15 protein-coding genes are annotated in these 14947 nt (G+C 69.0%); 5 read left to right on the top strand and 10 right to left on the bottom strand.

Features of this window, described 5'->3' with window-relative positions:
- Positions 1-343 precede the first annotated feature (343 nt).
- From ACZ5IK_RS30755 to ACZ5IK_RS30745, 3 genes are all read right to left on the bottom strand, one after another.
- Complete coding sequence (locus tag ACZ5IK_RS30755) at positions 344-1669, bottom strand: hypothetical protein (RefSeq protein ID WP_465490901.1); 1326 nt, start codon at positions 1667-1669, stop codon at positions 344-346.
- 363 nt (positions 1670-2032) lie between these two features.
- Entirely contained in the window at positions 2033-2554 is a 522-nt protein-coding gene (locus ACZ5IK_RS30750) for a flavodoxin family protein (protein ID WP_465490900.1), read from the bottom strand.
- Positions 2555-2644: 90 nt separating this feature from the next.
- Positions 2645-3640 carry an Acg family FMN-binding oxidoreductase gene (locus ACZ5IK_RS30745; protein ID WP_465490899.1) on the bottom strand — a complete coding sequence of 332 codons (996 nt, stop codon included), beginning with the start codon at positions 3638-3640 and terminating at the stop codon, positions 2645-2647.
- 166 nt (positions 3641-3806) lie between these two features.
- On the opposite strand from ACZ5IK_RS30745, the gene ACZ5IK_RS30740 reads away from it, so the two are divergent.
- Positions 3807-4469, top strand: a complete 663-nt coding sequence (locus ACZ5IK_RS30740; protein ID WP_465490898.1) for a response regulator transcription factor — start codon at positions 3807-3809, stop codon at positions 4467-4469.
- A 6-nt stretch (positions 4470-4475) separates the two neighbouring features.
- Here ACZ5IK_RS30740 and ACZ5IK_RS30735 read toward each other — a convergent pair whose 3' ends face one another.
- From ACZ5IK_RS30735 to ACZ5IK_RS30725, 3 genes are all read right to left on the bottom strand, one after another.
- Positions 4476-6203 carry a GAF domain-containing sensor histidine kinase gene (locus ACZ5IK_RS30735; RefSeq protein WP_465490897.1) on the bottom strand — a complete coding sequence of 576 codons (1728 nt, stop codon included), beginning with the start codon at positions 6201-6203 and terminating at the stop codon, positions 4476-4478.
- 33 nt (positions 6204-6236) lie between these two features.
- Complete coding sequence (locus ACZ5IK_RS30730; RefSeq protein ID WP_465490896.1) at positions 6237-7091, bottom strand: nitroreductase; 855 nt, start codon at positions 7089-7091, stop codon at positions 6237-6239.
- 89 nt (positions 7092-7180) lie between these two features.
- Positions 7181-8137 (bottom strand): Acg family FMN-binding oxidoreductase, encoded by a 957-nt coding sequence (locus ACZ5IK_RS30725; protein ID WP_465490895.1) that lies wholly within the window; start codon positions 8135-8137, stop codon positions 7181-7183.
- Between the two features lie 197 nt (positions 8138-8334).
- Between ACZ5IK_RS30725 and ACZ5IK_RS30720 the strand changes: the two genes are divergently transcribed.
- Entirely contained in the window at positions 8335-8832 is a 498-nt protein-coding gene (locus ACZ5IK_RS30720; protein WP_465490894.1) for a universal stress protein, read from the top strand.
- A gap of 114 nt (positions 8833-8946) precedes the next feature.
- On the opposite strand, the gene ACZ5IK_RS30715 is transcribed toward ACZ5IK_RS30720, so the two are convergent.
- From ACZ5IK_RS30715 to ACZ5IK_RS30705, 3 genes are read right to left on the bottom strand one after another with little or no spacing between them, the layout of a single operon-like run.
- Positions 8947-9846, bottom strand: a complete 900-nt coding sequence (locus tag ACZ5IK_RS30715) for a universal stress protein (RefSeq protein WP_465490893.1) — start codon at positions 9844-9846, stop codon at positions 8947-8949.
- Positions 9843-10448 carry a CBS domain-containing protein gene (locus ACZ5IK_RS30710; protein WP_465490892.1) on the bottom strand — a complete coding sequence of 202 codons (606 nt, stop codon included), beginning with the start codon at positions 10446-10448 and terminating at the stop codon, positions 9843-9845. Before ACZ5IK_RS30710 ends, ACZ5IK_RS30715 begins: the two co-directional genes overlap by 4 nt.
- Positions 10449-10460: 12 nt before the next feature.
- On the bottom strand, positions 10461-11366 hold the full coding sequence (locus ACZ5IK_RS30705) for a universal stress protein (RefSeq protein WP_465490891.1): 906 nt from the start codon (positions 11364-11366) through the stop codon (positions 10461-10463).
- Between the two features lie 532 nt (positions 11367-11898).
- Between ACZ5IK_RS30705 and ACZ5IK_RS30700 the strand changes: the two genes are divergently transcribed.
- A complete protein-coding gene (locus tag ACZ5IK_RS30700; protein ID WP_465490890.1) occupies positions 11899-12660 on the top strand; it encodes a hypothetical protein in 762 nt (253 codons plus the stop codon).
- A 56-nt stretch (positions 12661-12716) separates the two neighbouring features.
- Entirely contained in the window at positions 12717-13565 is an 849-nt protein-coding gene (locus tag ACZ5IK_RS30695; protein WP_465490889.1) for a hypothetical protein, read from the top strand.
- Between the two features lie 23 nt (positions 13566-13588).
- Here the strand turns inward: ACZ5IK_RS30695 and ACZ5IK_RS30690 are convergent, their stop codons facing one another.
- Positions 13589-13960, bottom strand: a complete 372-nt coding sequence (locus tag ACZ5IK_RS30690) for a hypothetical protein (protein WP_465490888.1) — start codon at positions 13958-13960, stop codon at positions 13589-13591.
- 356 nt (positions 13961-14316) lie between these two features.
- Between ACZ5IK_RS30690 and ACZ5IK_RS30685 the strand changes: the two genes are divergently transcribed.
- A complete protein-coding gene (locus ACZ5IK_RS30685; RefSeq protein WP_465490887.1) occupies positions 14317-14913 on the top strand; it encodes a response regulator transcription factor in 597 nt (198 codons plus the stop codon).
- Positions 14914-14947: the final 34 nt, after the last annotated feature.

Raw genomic sequence — 14947 nt, 5'->3', positions numbered from 1 at the left:
GCCCAACCCAACCACCATCCTCTCCTCCCCCCTCCCTTTTCTTCGCCCCTCCCCCCCCCCCCCCCCCCCCCCCCCCCCCCCCCCCCCCCCCCCCCCCCCCCACGGCCGCTCGGCATCGGACGCGGCGAAGGACGCCTTCATCCCGTCGCCGACCTCGCCCACGAACACGCCACCTTTGCCATTCACGACCCGGTCCGCAAAGCACCTGAACCGGGACACCTGAATCTCGGAAGCGTCCCTTAAGGACAGTCAAGGAGCTTCAGTTCTCCCTGGCGAGCCTGCTCCCGGCGGCGACATCACCGATGGTGCCGGTGATGCCGCCGCCGACCGTTGAGATCACTGGTCAGCAGGTGCAGACGCCGCCGTTGTTGACTCCGGCGACGCCACTGCCGCCCGCGAGACCACTGGCACCGGACGGCGTGGCGATGGTGTCCGCCCCGTCGTTGACGGTCCCCGAGTTCCCGAGACCGCCGGCACCCGCGGCACCGCCGATGCCGCCAGGACCGCCGGGGCCGCTGCAACCTGTGCCGCCATTGCCGCCGCCGGCACCGTTGCCGCCCTTGCCACCGGTCGCGGTGATGAGGTCGACACCGGTCCCGCCGGTGAGGGTTCCGGAATTCCCGATCCCGCCGGCACCACCCGCGCCACCGACACCGCCGGCGCCACCGGGCTGGACGGCCGCGGAGCCGTTGCCGCCCTTGCCGCCGACGCCACCGTTGCCGCCGAGCCCACCATTGGCCTTCAGTGTGTCGACTCCGGCACCACCGTTGACGGTCCCGGAATTCCCGACACCACTCGCACCGCCGGCACCTCCGACTCCACCGGCACCGCCACCATGGCCGCAGCCTGCGACGCCACCGGCCGCGCCGGTACCACCGGCACCACCGTTGACGGTGACGCTGTCGAGCCCGGCATCGACGAGTTCATCGTTATAGGCTCCCGAGTTCCCGACGCCACCGGCCGCACCCGCGCCACCGATACCCCCGGCACCCGCACCGCCGGCGACACCGCCACCGTTGCCGCCAAGGCCACCGAGACCGCCGTTGCCACCCTTGCCCGCGGTGAGGACGACAGTGTCGTTTCCGACGCCGCCGGTGACGTTCCCGGCGTTACCGGCACCACCGATCCCGCCGACACCACCACTACCACCGGCGCCACCGGCACCGCTGGCGAAGCCGACCCCGCCCTGGCCGCCGTTCCCACCGTTACCTCCCGCACCACCGAGGACGGTGACACTGTCCGTACCGTCACCGGCGTTGATGACACCGGTCGCACCCACACCGGCACCGCCGACGCTCCCGGCACCGCCGTTGCCCCCGGCGGTACCCGCAGGCGTACCCGCGTTACCGGCCGCTCCCGGAGGACCGTTGGCACCCAGGGACCCGGCGACGCCGGTCACCATGATCGTGTCGTTGCCCGCCAGGCCGTTCACGGTTCCGTTCACCGCACCACCGGTGATGGTGATGATGTTGTTCCCCGTAGTGCCGTCCAGCACCTGACCGGCGGGAATTCCCGCGGTGCAAGTGAAATTGGCGCCGCTCTGGGTGCACCCCGGCGGGAGCGCCCACGCCTGCGAGGGAACCGCGAGTGCGAACCCCGCCGCGGTGCCCACACCGATCATGGCCCGGCCGACCCGGCCTGCCGTACTGATACGCGCTGTCGATTTCATGATCAACTTTCCATGGGTGAAAGGGATCCGGGACTGATGCCACGGACCTGCGAGGGGTGTGCTGGCCGAAATTCTGGGGCCATTGCCCGGTGCGGCACACCTGAGGGCACCGGACAACCAACACCCTCGACACGGCCGACCCTTCGCCCCTTCACCAGGGTTTGCAAGCGCAACCGTGGCCGGTCACCCATACGTGATCAGGCTCCACGGATGCCAATGATCGCCACCGACGTCAGCTAACGGCCCTATCCGCCGTGAGGCGCCCATTCATCTGCCGCATACGACACTTTCGCCGGGCGTCAGGCTCGAAATCGAAGACCGAACCGAGGGGACACGTTGACCCTTTCGCCAACCCGGCGCATCTCATACCTTCAGCCCGGCGAGTTCTTTGCCGAGCACGGCACCCCAGTCCCGCGCCCGCGCCGGCTCGCCGTCGCGCAGCACCGGCTGCTGCTTGTCCGTTCTGATCAGGAAACTCTCCGGTGGGACGAGCGGAACGAAACCGAGCCGCTTGAGTTTGCGCGCGACGCTCAGCGCGGCCGAACCGGTCAGCCAGCGCGGTTTCCCGATCCGGGTATCGAAGGTCGCCACCAGGTTGCCGCCCGACACCTCGTCCAGCGTGCCGACCCAGTCTCGCAGGCTCTTCGTCGACCGGACACCGTCCACCGCCTGCCTGCCGGCCTCGGTCCGGCTGGAGGGCCAGGACATCCCGTGGACGTGCGTCGGACCGCCGACCACGAGCAAGCCCGCCTCCGCGACGCTTCCGACGTCGTCGACGTTCACGACATCCACCTCGGCGTAGGGCGACAGTCCTTCGGCCACCGCCTTCGCCACTTGCTCGGTGTTCCCGAACATCGACTCGTACACCACCATCGCGTGCATCATGATTCTCCTTGTCCTGTAAGGGAAAGCTTGCGAGAGGCGCGGCCGCCGGTCCCGGCATGACGCCATGGTCCGCTCCGGTCCTGTTTTCCGTCAGAAGCCGCGGCCGAGCACTTCGTCGACGGCGCGGCGCGGACTGGCGGGCACCGCGCCGGACGGGTAGCCGAACCGCATGAGCGCCTGCGGGAAACCGGCCAGTTCGAGGTCCTCGCACAACGCCGAGCGCACCTCGGGCAGGTGCAGGGGCTGGGTCAGGATGGAGCCGACGAGACCTCCGTCGACGGCGTCGAGCCAGGTGCTCTGCAAGGCGTGACCGGCCTTCAGGTGGTCGTGGCGCGTGTCGTCGAGGGTCAGGAACACGAGCAGCGTCTCGTCCGCCAGGCGCCGCTTGAGCACCTCCCTGTCCGGCAGGGCCGTCCTGGCCTGGACCAGACCCGCCCAGGGCAGGGAACCGGGTGGGAGAGCTGTCGCGGCGATGCCCGCGCCATGGCGCAGGGACATCTCGTCGTGGACGGTCCACAGCGCGAGCTCGCGCTGATACCCGTGATCGTGCTGGAAGGCCTCCGCAGCGAACTCGAGCAGGTCCGCGACCCGGGTCAGTTCCAGTTCGTCGCGGATCGGCCTCGCCTGGACACCGGCCACCGCCGCGGTGGTCGTCAGGTCGCCGATCCGCTGCGGCGAGACCGGCCGGCCGGAAAACCGCCTTCGGTAGCTGCGCCGCCGCTCGATGGCGGCATAGCGGTGCAGGTCTTCCGCCGACGGCAGTGACCGCTCCCCCGGTTCGACCGTCGCCACCAGCTCCGGCCGCTCCGGATCGGGGAACGTCACCGTCCGGGCCTCGTAGCCGAGCACGCGTATCGCGAGTTCCAGGTTCGCCAGCGCGGCACCGCAGGACATCAGGCGGTCCCGTCCCAGCGGATCGTGTTCGGGCAAGGGCAGGTCCCGGCGCTCACCGAGCAGCAGCCGGTCGTGCTCGAACTCCAGGAGCCACGGCTGGATGTTGTGCACTGACGGCGCCCTCAGCAGGGTCCGGGCCAGTACCTCGGTCTCCGAGGCCGACCAGGGTCCGCGGTGCCTTCGTTCTGCCATGTTCCGTCCTCCGCACTGTGTGTCGGGTTCGACCGTGCTCCCCCATGGGGGTGCGCGCGCAGGTACGGAGGGCTCCGATATCCGGGACCTAAGCCCCGCCTTTTCCCCGCTCGCCCGAGTAGGTTCATGCGGTAAGGCCACGATCTCGCGGCAGGAGGGCGATCCGATGACGACCAAGGTGTTCCTGGTCGACGACCACGAAATCGTCCGGCGGGGGCTCGCCGACCTGCTCGGCAACGAAGCGGACATCGAGATCTCCGGCGAAGCGGCCTCGGTGTCGGAAGCGCTCACGCGGATTCCCGCGAGTGACACCGACATCGCCGTGCTGGACGTCCGGCTCCCCGACGGCACCGGCATCGAACTGTGCCGGGAACTGCTGTCCACCCGGCCGGATCTGCGCTGCCTGATGCTCACGTCCTACGCCGACGACGAGGCGCTGTTCACCGCGATCATGGCCGGAGCGTCCGGCTTCGTCCTGAAACAGGTGCTGGGCATCGACCTCGTGTCGGCGATCAGGACGATCGCCGACGGCGGTTCGCTGCTCGACAGCCGCACCACCGCGGCGCTGATGAAGCGCATCCGCAGGGAGAACGACCGCAACGACCCGACAGCGTCACTATCGGAACAGGAACACGCCGTCTTCGACCTCATCGGGGAAGGGCTCACCAACCGGGAGATCGGGGAGCGCCTTTTCCTCGCGGAGAAGACCATCAAGAACTACGTCTCCCGGATCCTCGGCAAACTCGGGATCCAGCGCCGCACGCAGGCAGCCGTGCTGGCGACCGAACTGAAGCGGGAAGACCGGACACCACTGTTCGGCGAGCACTGAGTCCTTTCAGGACAAGGGAACCTGCCACACGACGCGGGTACCGCCCCCCTCGCGTCCGGTGAACTCGGCCAGGCCTCCGCAGCGTTCCGCTCGCTGCGCGAGGTTCTTCAGGCCGCTGCGTCTGCCGTTCTCCGGGATGCCGATCCCGTTGTCGGTCACTTCGATGACCAGGTCGCGATCGGCCTCGACGGTCACGGCGATGTCGTTCGCGCCGGAGTGGCGGATCGCGTTGCTCAGCGCTTCACGGACGGCCGCCTCGGCGTGCTCGTGCAGTTCCACGGGAACGATGGTGTCCACGGCGCCGCTGATCCGCACCGACGGCGTCGCCCCCGGATCGGTCGACAGCTCCGTGATCACGTCGAGCAACCGGCGGCGCAGGCTGACGGACGTGTCGGACCCCGACGAGTGCAGATCGAAGATCGAAGTCCTGATCTCGCGCACGGTCCGGTCGAGCTGTTCAACACCGTGCGCGAGGCGGTTGCGGGCGAGGTCGTCCGTAACCCGCGGCACGATGCTCTGGAGGCTCATCCCGGTGGCGAAGAGCCGCTGGATGACGTGATCGTGCAGGTCCTGCGCGATCCGATCACGGTCGGCGAGTACATCCAAGAGCCGCTGATTGCGCTGCTTTTCGGCGAATTCGAGGGCGACGGCCGCCTGGTCGGCGAACGACGCCAGCATGGGGATCTGATCGGCTTTGAACTGCTGAGCACCTTTCTCCCGGCCGACGACCAGAACCCCTCCGACCCCGACCGCGCCGGTAAGGGGAACCATCACGCCGGGCCCGCCGAGCATGGTCTCCACAGCCGCGGGGAAGACGCCGTCGAGATCGGTGACGAGACTCGCCTGCCCGCCGGCGAAGACATCCTCGATCGCCGGATGCTTGCTCGAAATCGAGGTCCCGGGCAGCGCACCCGCCCGCTCGCTGGCCATCGCGGCCACGGTCAGGGAGCGCGCCTCCTCGCCGGCGGTCTCGGCCAGCAGGATCATCACCCCGCCCGCGTCGGCCAGTTCCCGGACGCTCCTGACGATCAAGCCCAGCGTGTCGGTCACCGAAGCGCCGGCGAGGAGCTCGCCGTTCACCTTGGCCACCGCCCCCAGCCACCGCTCCCGGGTGCGGGACTGCTCGAACAGCCGGGCGTTGTCGATGGCCACCCCCGCCGCCGCGGCCAGCGCCCGCAAGACCACCTCGTCGTCCGCGGTGAACTCCGCCGCTCCCCGTTTCTCCGTCAGGTACAGGTTGCCGAACACCACGTCCCGCACACGGACCGGGACACCGACGAAGCTGTGCATGGGCGGGTGGTTGGCGGGAAAACCCACCGACGCCGGGTGGCACGACAGATCCGGGACCCGGACCGGATGAGGCTCCCGGATGAGCAGGCCGAGGAGACCTCTGCCCTCGGGAAGATGCCCCATGGTCTCGCGGGTTTCCGGATCGATTCCCGCGTAGACGAACTGCGAGAGTCCGTCCTCGTCACCGAGGACACCCAAAGCACCGTAGTTGGCGTCGACCAGCTCGACGGCGGCCTGCACGATGCGTTGCAGGGTCGAATCGAGTTCGATGCCGGTCGCCACGGCCAGTACGGCGTCGAGCAGTCCTTGCAACCGGTCCCGCGTCTTGAGGATCTCCGCCAGCCGGTCCTGGACCTCGTGCAGCAATTCGTCGAGCCGCAGCTCGGTCAGCACCACCGCGCTGGGCGGTGGCTCGTTTCCGGCCACTGGCCGCTCGGCCGACATCGCGTCTCCTCTCGGCAGGAGGTGGCGGCTGGGCTACCCGGCCGGGTAGCCCAGCCGCATGATCACTCCCGGGAACCCTGGCAACGCCAGCTCGGAGATGAGCCTGTCCCGTACTGACGGTACGCGCAGGGGCCTGGTCAGCGCTGAGGCCGCTATCCCGTTTTCGATCCCGGTGAGCCAGGCGAGCTCCATCGCACGCCCGATCGAGACCTGCGCGGCTCGCCGATCGGAGTCGGCGCCGATGATCAGCAAGGTCTCCCTCGTGACGCCCGGCCACACCGGGGGCAGGTCTTGGCCGGGTGGTGCCGGCCGGTCGGCGAACCCGCCGGCGGTCCAGGCCGATGTCCAGTCGGCCGGCCGGGCCGTTCCCTGGACTGATCCCGCCGCTTCGAGCGCCACGGCCAGCGGCCGCAGCTCTCCCGGGGCCACCACCCGGCACAGCACGTCGCCGGGGACCCGGCCGACGATCCGATCCAGCAGCGCCGGAGCCACCGGCGTCCTGGAGAACGCGGTGTCGTGGTCTCGCCGGCGGGAGATCGCGGAGTAACCGTGCAGGTCCGCCTCCGAGGGCGGGAACCGCCTGCCTGCCCTCACGACGGCCACCAACGGCGCTCGATCCTCGACGGCCAGGCTGACCCGCGCGTTCCAGCCGAGAACGCGCATGGCCACGGCCAGGTTCGCCAAGACCGCGCCGCACGAGATCAGTCGATCGCGCCCGTCGTAGCCGGAATCGGAGCCGTGGACGTCCTCCCGCTCGCTCAGCTCGGCACGCCGGCCCGGCAGCGCCAGGGACCATGGCTGGGAGTTGCGTACCGACGGGGCGCTCACCGCGGCTCGGGCGAGCACCTCCACTTCGGCGGCCGTCCACTCCCCGCTCGGCTGCTTCATCCCTCGCCTCCCTCCTCGCCCGCGTTCCTGGTCGGCCAGAAGGCGTCATTCCTTCGGTTCGACGGCTTTCTCCGTCGGGTTCACGACTGTTATGACGCCTTCGCCCTGACGACCGCTCCGGGTGGGCGGCGCGGTGTCGGGACGCCGGGAAAGCCATACCCCAGGCGGAAAAGCGTTTGCGGATAGTCGGTTCCGCCGAGCAATGCGCGCAGTTCGGCACGCGCGGAAGGGATCTCCATGGGCTGCGAGTAGAACGAGGCGCTCAGCCCCTCCGTGGTCGCGGTGAGCAGTACGCGTTGCATGGCCCGGCCCGCGCGGAGCTGGGCCACCGGACCTTCATCGGGCGTCGTCAGCACCGCGACGACCGGATCCCGCTCGTAGGACCGGGGCGCGTCGCTGTCGTGGAAGTGCCGTACCGGCAGGAGCCCGCCCGCCGAGCGCGGTCCGCCCGCGAAGGCGGGCACTCCGTCGTCGCGGTCGTGCGCGCTGGTCCACGACCTCATCTCCGCCTGGAAAGCGTCGTCCTGTGTCTGCAGGTGGTCGGCACGCCGGATCAACGTCGCGGCCGCTTCCAGCCGGCCGGCCTCGTCGACGAGGACCAGTCTCGCGTCCTCGGCGCGGGCGGCCTGGCGGACGACGTTCCGCACCCACGTGGGCACCGCTTGATCGGTGAACGGACGCCGGTTGCTGTAGCGGCGGGGAATCGCGGCGGCGAGCCGCAGGTCCCCGGCGCTCGGGCGGTGCCGGTCGCCGATTTCGACCCGGGCCAGCAACGACGGCCTGGTCCGGTCGGGCATCAGGTCGGTGTCCGGGAACCATCCGGCGGCGGCGATCGCGAGTTCGATGTTCAGCAGGGCGGCGCCGCAGGCGAGCCGGGCCTCCCGTCCATCGGGGTCGCACACTTCGAGCACCCGGTCTTCGTCGAGATACAGCTCCACCACACCGGGCTCCAGCTCGAAGAACCACGGTTGGGTGTTGTGCGGCGACGGCGCTCTCACCGCCGCCTCCAGCGCGGTGGCGAGTACCGGGGAATCGGTGAGGATCATCGTTGCGCTCCAAGCCGGTCGGTGGACCCTTCCAGCGTGTTCCGGCTTCGCCCCGCACGGGAGTGCCGTGGGCCCCGGCGACCCGGGACCTTCGGCACCCCTTCGGAACGGAAGCCCTGGAAGAGGGGTCGTCCGTCCCGGGTGACCGGGACCTCCAGTGGTACCGGACCGCGCCGTGGCAGGCCGACACTGTGGACATGCCCGTACGTGAAGTCATGAACACTCCCAACGCCATGAACCGGCGCCCGGGGAGGGAACGCCGGATCATCGTCGGAACCGACGGCTCGGACCACGGCAGTGAAGCGATCCGCTGGGCGATCACCGAAACCCGCGCCCGGGGTGCCCGCCTCGAAATACTTCTCGTGCGGCCGAGGGGAAATCTTCTCGCTCCCCCGCCACACGGCAGGCTATCGAGCAGGAACGGCCGTCCGATGACGGGCGAGGTGGCGAAGATCTGCGAACAACTCGCCGCGGACATCGTCATCGAGGCGTCGGTTCGCACCGGTGATCCGGCCTCGGAACTGCTGGCCGCCGCGCACGGCGCCGATCTGCTGGTACTCGGCGCCCGCTCGGAGGGCTCCTTCGGGCGGCCCGTCTTCGGACGGGTGTCCGCCGCTTGCGTCCGCCACGCGACCTGCCCGATCGTGCTCGTCACCATGAAGGCGGCACACCGGTTCAGCCCGTCGGCTCCCTGAAGACGCGCGGACCTCAGAGGTGAGCCGCGGCAAGGACTTCCCCTTCGCCGAGGCATCGGGCGGGGTCGAGCGCGACGGCCGGCGTGAGCACCGTCGGCCGTACGCCGAGAGCGGTCACCGCGCGTTCCTCGGCCGGACGACCATCACCGGGCATTCGGCGTGATGGGCGAGCGCCTGGCTGGTCGAGCCGAGCAGCAGTCCGGTGAACCCGCCACGGCCGCGGCTGCCCACGACCACCAGCTGCGCTTTGCCGCTCCACTCCAGCAAGGTCTGCCGTGGCCGATCGCGAACGACGACGCGTTCCACGGTGACGTCCGGGTACTTCTCCTGCCAGCCCGCCAGTTGTTCCGCGAGCAGGCGGCGTTCGTCGTCCTCAAGAGATTCCCACTGCGTGGCCAGCCGCGTCATCCCGAAGGCGTCGTCGTAAGTGACGTCCGTCCAGGCATGCACCGCCACCAAGTGCGCGCGACGTCGTGACGCCTCTTCGAACGCGGTCTCCAGGGCCTGTTCGCTCAGCGGGCTACCGTCGACACCGACGACCACCGGACCGCTGCCGGGATAGTTCGTCGTGCCCTTCCTGCCCCGGAGCACCACCACCGGGCACTGTGCGTGGGCAAGGACGGCCGACGCCGTCGAACCGATGGCCATCTCGGCGAAGAAGCCCTTGCCCGCGCCACCGAGGACCACCATGGTCGCCGTCATCGACGTGTCGATCAAGAACGGGACGGGTGAGCCCTGAGGCATCGCGGTACTCACCGGGACATCGGGTGCGAACGACTTCGCCTCGGTGGAGGCCTCGTCGAGCACCCGCTGTCCAGCCTCCGCGAGCACGTCGAACCACGGGGCCGCTCCGGTGAGTCCACCGCCGTAGCTGATCCGCTCCGTATGGAGGGCGTGCACGATCAGCAGCCCCAAACCGCGTTCCGCGGCAGAACCCGCCGCCCATCGGACGGCGGCCCGCCCGGGCCCGGAGCCGTCCACCCCTACGACGATCTTGTGGTCCGCAGTGCTCATCGGTCAGCCTCCTGGTAGGTCACTTTCGCTTCCACGACACCCGGAACCGCCTCGGCGATGACCTTCGCGACGTGGCGGTCGGTGTCGTTCCCGTACTGGTCGCCGATCCGGCACACGCCGCCGGCGACCTCGACGCTCCACCGGCCGGGACCCCCGTAAATGGCGAGGTGGTGCCGCACGTCGGTGGCGATCGCGGTGTCCTCACGGGCGAACGCGCGCACGAAGTCACCGCGGGTGAGGATGCCCACCACCTTCGAGCCGTCCACAATGGGCATCACCCGGATCTTCCCGTCGAGCAGCGCCCTGCTGACCTCGGTGAGATCGGACCCGGCGCTCATCCCGATGGCGGGTGACGTCATCACCGCCGCCACGGTGGTACCCGGCTCCGTACGCTCTTCGGGATGTCCAGCTGAGCGAATGTCCCGAGGGAACCGGTCCCGCATCAGGTCCGCCTCGGTCACGATGCCGATCAGCCGGTCATCGTCGTCCACGACCGGCAACGCGGTGAAACCGTGCTCGGTCAATATCCCGGCAGCGTGTTTGGCGGTCGTCTCCGGTGTGACGGTGACGACCGGACTCGTCATCAGATCCCTTGCCCGCATGACTTCCCCCGTTCACAGTTCCGGCGCCGCCGGCCGGATGACAGCGACAGGACATGCCGAATGGGCGACCAGCGCCTGGCTGGTCGACCCGAGAAGCATGCCCTCGAATCCCCCGCGTCCCCGGCTGCCGACGACAAGAAGCCTCGCCCTCGCCCCGAATTCGAGCAAAGTACGAACCGGCCTTCCCTTGCGGACGACGATCTCGACCGGAACGTCCGGGTACTTGTCCCGCCACGGAGCCACCTGCTCCTCGGCCGCTTTCCTTTCGGCGGCCTCGATCTCGATCGGATCGACGGCAAGGAAATGCGGCCGGATCGCGCCGTGGTCGACCAGCTCCGACCAGGTCCGGACGACGGTCACGTCAGCGTCCCGCACCCTCGCCTCGTCGAACGCGAACCCGAGGGCCGCCTCGCCGGCAGGCGAACCATCCGTTCCCACGACGACCGGCCCCGCTTCCTGCGCGGCGACGTCCAGCTGCCGGCCTCGGGCCACGACGATCGGGCAGTGGCCGTGATGGGCGAGCGCGACCGCGATCGAGCCCACGAGCATCCCGGTGAAACCGCCGAGCCCTCGCGACCCCAGTACGACCATCGTCGCCTTCACCGACTCCTGGGTCAGAGCCGCTACCGGGTTCCACTCGCGGACCGCGGTCTCGACGACGAGATCCGGATGCCGGGCGAGCGCCGCTTCCCTGACCTCGGAAATCCAGGCGAGACCACGGCTCTCGAAACCCCCACGGACCCCTTCGAACGAGGTGATGACACCCGGCATCGTCACGACCGGGATCGTGAACACGTGGACGAGCCGCAAGGGCAGCGCACGCTTCGAGGCCTCGTCCGCCGCCCACATCGCAGCGGTCTTCGCGGACCGTGATCCGTCGATCCCGGCGACGATGGATCTCTCCGTGGCGACCGGCATTTCCGCTCCTCTGCTTCGTCGTCCCGTTTCCGCACGCCGGCTACCTCTGGCCGCCGTGCTACCCGAGTCTTGTTCCAGTCTCGGCCGGGACCGGTGGCGGAACGCAGAGGATGAAGTCCCGCAGGCCCTGCCCGAGGGCCCCTCCCACCCGACCTGTGGGCCCGCTCCGCGAGGACCAAAGTCCCTATCGCACCCGACGTCCCGCCGGTCACGTGCACGGCATGGACGTTCCTCGAGTCGATTCCCTCCGGTTCGGCCAGTCGCCGCTCTGGCGTTCCCACCGTGAACGGTGAATTTTTTCCACAGCGTGCAAGTCGGCCTCAGTCCCACGATTTTCGTTATCAAACCCTTTTCCGCAGGGTAATTCCAAGACAATCGACTGAAGCATCCGAACGAATTCCACTCCTGTCCATTTCCGGCCGACAGGTGTAGGGTCCGACATGGTTGTTCATTGACCGCCGGTGACCGCTTTCAGCGGGACGTTCGAGCTTCTTGCTCCTCCACCATCGGTCTCGGATCCAGGAAAGTCCACATGCGACACAACCGCACGATTTCCACTCTTTCCGGCGCCCTTTTCCTTATTGCCGGATCAGTCGTCCTTCTCCCCGCATCGGCGCAGGCCCGTGCGGAATCCGTCCCGTGCACCGAGGCGGCGCTGGTCTCCGCGGTCGACGCGGCCAACGCCGCCGGAGGCGGCACCGTCATCTTGACCCCGGGCTGCACCTACACCCTCACCGCGCCTCACGGCGACGACGGTGTGCACGGCCCGGCCGGCCTGCCGATCATCACCACGCCCATCACTCTCGAGGGCAATGCCAACACCATCACCCGCGCACCGGCCGCGGCCGCCTTCCGCATCGGCCAGGTCGCACCCACCGGCGGCATCACGCTCAAAGCGGTCACCGTCGGCAACGGCCATGCGGCCGCCGCCGGCAACGACGATGGCGGCGGAATCCTCAGTTTCGGTGCGGTGACCCTCACCGGCAGCGCATTGTCCGGCAACACCGCCAACGGCAGTGGTGGTGCCTTGTACAGCACCGGAACCCCGTCCGCGGCGACGTTCACCAACAGCACGGTCAACGGCAACACCGCGGGCCAAGGCGGCGGAATCGCGAGTGTGAACGGGACGCTCACGCTCACCAGCAGTGTGGTCAACACCAACACGGCGACGGTGAATCCCGGCGGGATCTACTACGTGGCGGGTTCGGCGACGCTGAACACCTCCACGGTGACCGCCAACACCGCGACCAACTGCACCGGCAGCCCCTCCCCTGTCCCTGGATGCATCGGATGATCACCCGTTCCCCCGTGACCACACCCGTTGATTTCGTTTCCAGGAAAGAAGATGTGATGAGAAGAAGCCGCGGTATTCTGCGGGCCGCCGTCGGCGCGACCGTCCTGGGCGCGAGCATGATCACGCTGGCACCCCTGGCGCAGGCGACCACCATTCCCGTGGCGTGCGGCGAAAGCGCCCTCGTCGACGCCATCAACCTCGCCAACTCCACGGTCGCCGGCGACACCCTGACGCTGGCGGGCGGCTGTACCTACGCGCTGACCTCGCCGCACGGCGGACTCGCCAACGGGCTGCCGGTCATCACCACGCCGATCGAACTACTCGGCCCGGCGACCATCACGCGCACCTCGCTGCTCCCCTTCCGGATCGCCGAAGTCGGCCCCACCGGCAACCTCACCCTGACCACCTCGGTCGCCTTCACCAACGGCAGCGTGGTCGGCGACGGAGGCGCCATCCTCAACCGCGGCGCCGTGACACTCACCACCAGCAGCCTGAGCGGCAACTACGCCACGCTCGCCGGCGGGGGCCTCGCCAACGCCGACACCCCGTCCGGCACGGCACCCGCGGCTGCGTTCACCAGGAGCAGCGTTCTCGGAAACACCGCGCTCCTCCAAGGCGGCGGCATCTACAACGGCCTCCGCGGCACATTGACCACCACCGGCGTCTCAGGAACCCCGATGCTCATCAGCGGCAACAGCGGCGCACAAGGAGGCGGTATAGCCGCGGTCAACTCGACCGCGACGACCATCACCCAGACCGCCGTGACCGTGAACCACGCACTGCTGACCGCGGGCGGGGTCCACCGGACCAACGGGACCATGACCACCAACAACGCGCCGATCACCGCCAACACCCCCGGAAACTGTGTCGGGAGCGCCCCCGCGGTGCCCAACTGCACCGGCTGAACCAGACCGCCGTCGCGCGACCCTCACCCGCTCTCCGCCTGGCTGATGGAGACGGCATGCGAGTCAGGATCGCGAGCGGTGATCCGGCCGCCGGGCGCGCAGGCGGGATAGCTGACAGGGCTCGTGTCGATGCTGGCCGCCCAGAGGCGACGGCACAGATGCAGCAGGTTGCCGGCGCTCAGCTCAGGAACGCCGCCACCTGAGGGAACGCCGGTACCACCGTGTTCCAGGATGAACACGGTGTCCGCGTTGCGCAGCTGCACCCAGCCATCACCGGACAGCCGGACTTCACAGTCCAGGGCGAGGTAGAACCTCAGCGATCGCACCAGGTGAAAGGAACGAACACGTCGCGTGTCCTTGGGAATCGGCAAGCCCACCAGGGCGGTATTGCGCACGACGAAACTCCTGACGAGACGGGTACGGGTGTGACCCGCCGCGGTCTGGAGCGGTGACGGCACAGGCCCTGGCAAGGAGACCGGGCCAACCGGCCGTCGGCACATACCGTCGCATCCACCAAGGCCGAACGCAACCAGCCGTCCCGCGCACCCCACTGTCCACTATCGTCGCAAGACCGACGGCCATTCCTTACACGTCAGGATCTCTCTCGGCCGCACCGCGTAAAGCCGAGGGTCGTCCACCGCACGGAGTTGACCCGAACGTGTCTGTGCCAAGCCCCTTCAGCGTCGATCCGCGTGGCGCGCCGGTGCCGCCGGGGAGAAGATGACCCACAAGTGCGACGGAAAGGGAAATATTGACGACCATCTTGATCTGCGACGATCGACGTATCGTCCGGGAGGGACTCACCCGGGCGCTGTCCTCCGTGCCGGGGGTCAGCCGCATCGAGCATGTCGTGCACGGCGAGGAGCTGCGGACCAGATACACCCGGCAGCCCGCCGACGTCGTCCTCGTGGGCACCCAGCGGGCACTGCCCTCCGGACTGGAGACCACCCGGCTGCTCGTCTCGGCGAACCCGCGAGCCAATGTGCTCGTGTTCGGCGCGCCCGACGACACCGCCACCATCGCCGCGGCGATCGCCGGCGGAGCCCGCGGCTACCTACGCTGGGACGCCTCACGACCGGAAGTCGTCGCCGCGGTAGCCCACACGCTCGCCACCACCCCTGTACCGGCCCCACGGCAGTCACCGGACCCTGACGTCCAGCTGACCCAACGCGAAATGCAAGTCCTACAAGGAATGAGCCAAGGCAAAAGCAACGGGCAGATCGGCCGTGAGCTGTACCTGGCCGAAGACACCGTGAAAACTCACGCCCGCCGCCTATTCGGCAAATTCAGCGTGCACGACCGCGCCCAAGCCGTCGCTCACGGATTCCGACGCGGCCTGCTTTCCTGAATGCCCGGTCGCGGAACGCGGCCCATCGTCTCCG

It is taken from the genome of Amycolatopsis sp. NPDC031561 (assembly GCF_055580625.1).
Note: the sequence above shows the minus strand (reverse complement) of the source record. Positions and strands in the feature narration are given on the sequence as shown.

Bases quoted from the DNA above. Each gene is read 5' to 3' on its own strand.
- ACZ5IK_RS30755 (WP_465490901.1), bottom strand. From the start codon at position 1,669: ATGAAATCGACAGCGCGTATCAGTACGGCAGGCCGGGTCGGCCGGGCC.
- ACZ5IK_RS30750 (WP_465490900.1), bottom strand. From the start codon at position 2,554: ATGATGCACGCGATGGTGGTGTACGAGTCGATGTTCGGGAACACCGAG.
- ACZ5IK_RS30745 (WP_465490899.1), bottom strand. From the start codon at position 3,640: ATGGCAGAACGAAGGCACCGCGGACCCTGGTCGGCCTCGGAGACCGAG.
- ACZ5IK_RS30740 (WP_465490898.1), top strand. From the start codon at position 3,807: ATGACGACCAAGGTGTTCCTGGTCGACGACCACGAAATCGTCCGGCGG.
- ACZ5IK_RS30735 (WP_465490897.1), bottom strand. From the start codon at position 6,203: ATGTCGGCCGAGCGGCCAGTGGCCGGAAACGAGCCACCGCCCAGCGCG.
- ACZ5IK_RS30730 (WP_465490896.1), bottom strand. From the start codon at position 7,091: ATGAAGCAGCCGAGCGGGGAGTGGACGGCCGCCGAAGTGGAGGTGCTC.
- ACZ5IK_RS30725 (WP_465490895.1), bottom strand. From the start codon at position 8,137: ATGATCCTCACCGATTCCCCGGTACTCGCCACCGCGCTGGAGGCGGCG.
- ACZ5IK_RS30720 (WP_465490894.1), top strand. From the start codon at position 8,335: ATGCCCGTACGTGAAGTCATGAACACTCCCAACGCCATGAACCGGCGC.
- ACZ5IK_RS30715 (WP_465490893.1), bottom strand. From the start codon at position 9,846: ATGAGCACTGCGGACCACAAGATCGTCGTAGGGGTGGACGGCTCCGGG.
- ACZ5IK_RS30710 (WP_465490892.1), bottom strand. From the start codon at position 10,448: ATGCGGGCAAGGGATCTGATGACGAGTCCGGTCGTCACCGTCACACCG.
- ACZ5IK_RS30705 (WP_465490891.1), bottom strand. From the start codon at position 11,366: ATGCCGGTCGCCACGGAGAGATCCATCGTCGCCGGGATCGACGGATCA.
- ACZ5IK_RS30700 (WP_465490890.1), top strand. From the start codon at position 11,899: ATGCGACACAACCGCACGATTTCCACTCTTTCCGGCGCCCTTTTCCTT.
- ACZ5IK_RS30695 (WP_465490889.1), top strand. From the start codon at position 12,717: ATGAGAAGAAGCCGCGGTATTCTGCGGGCCGCCGTCGGCGCGACCGTC.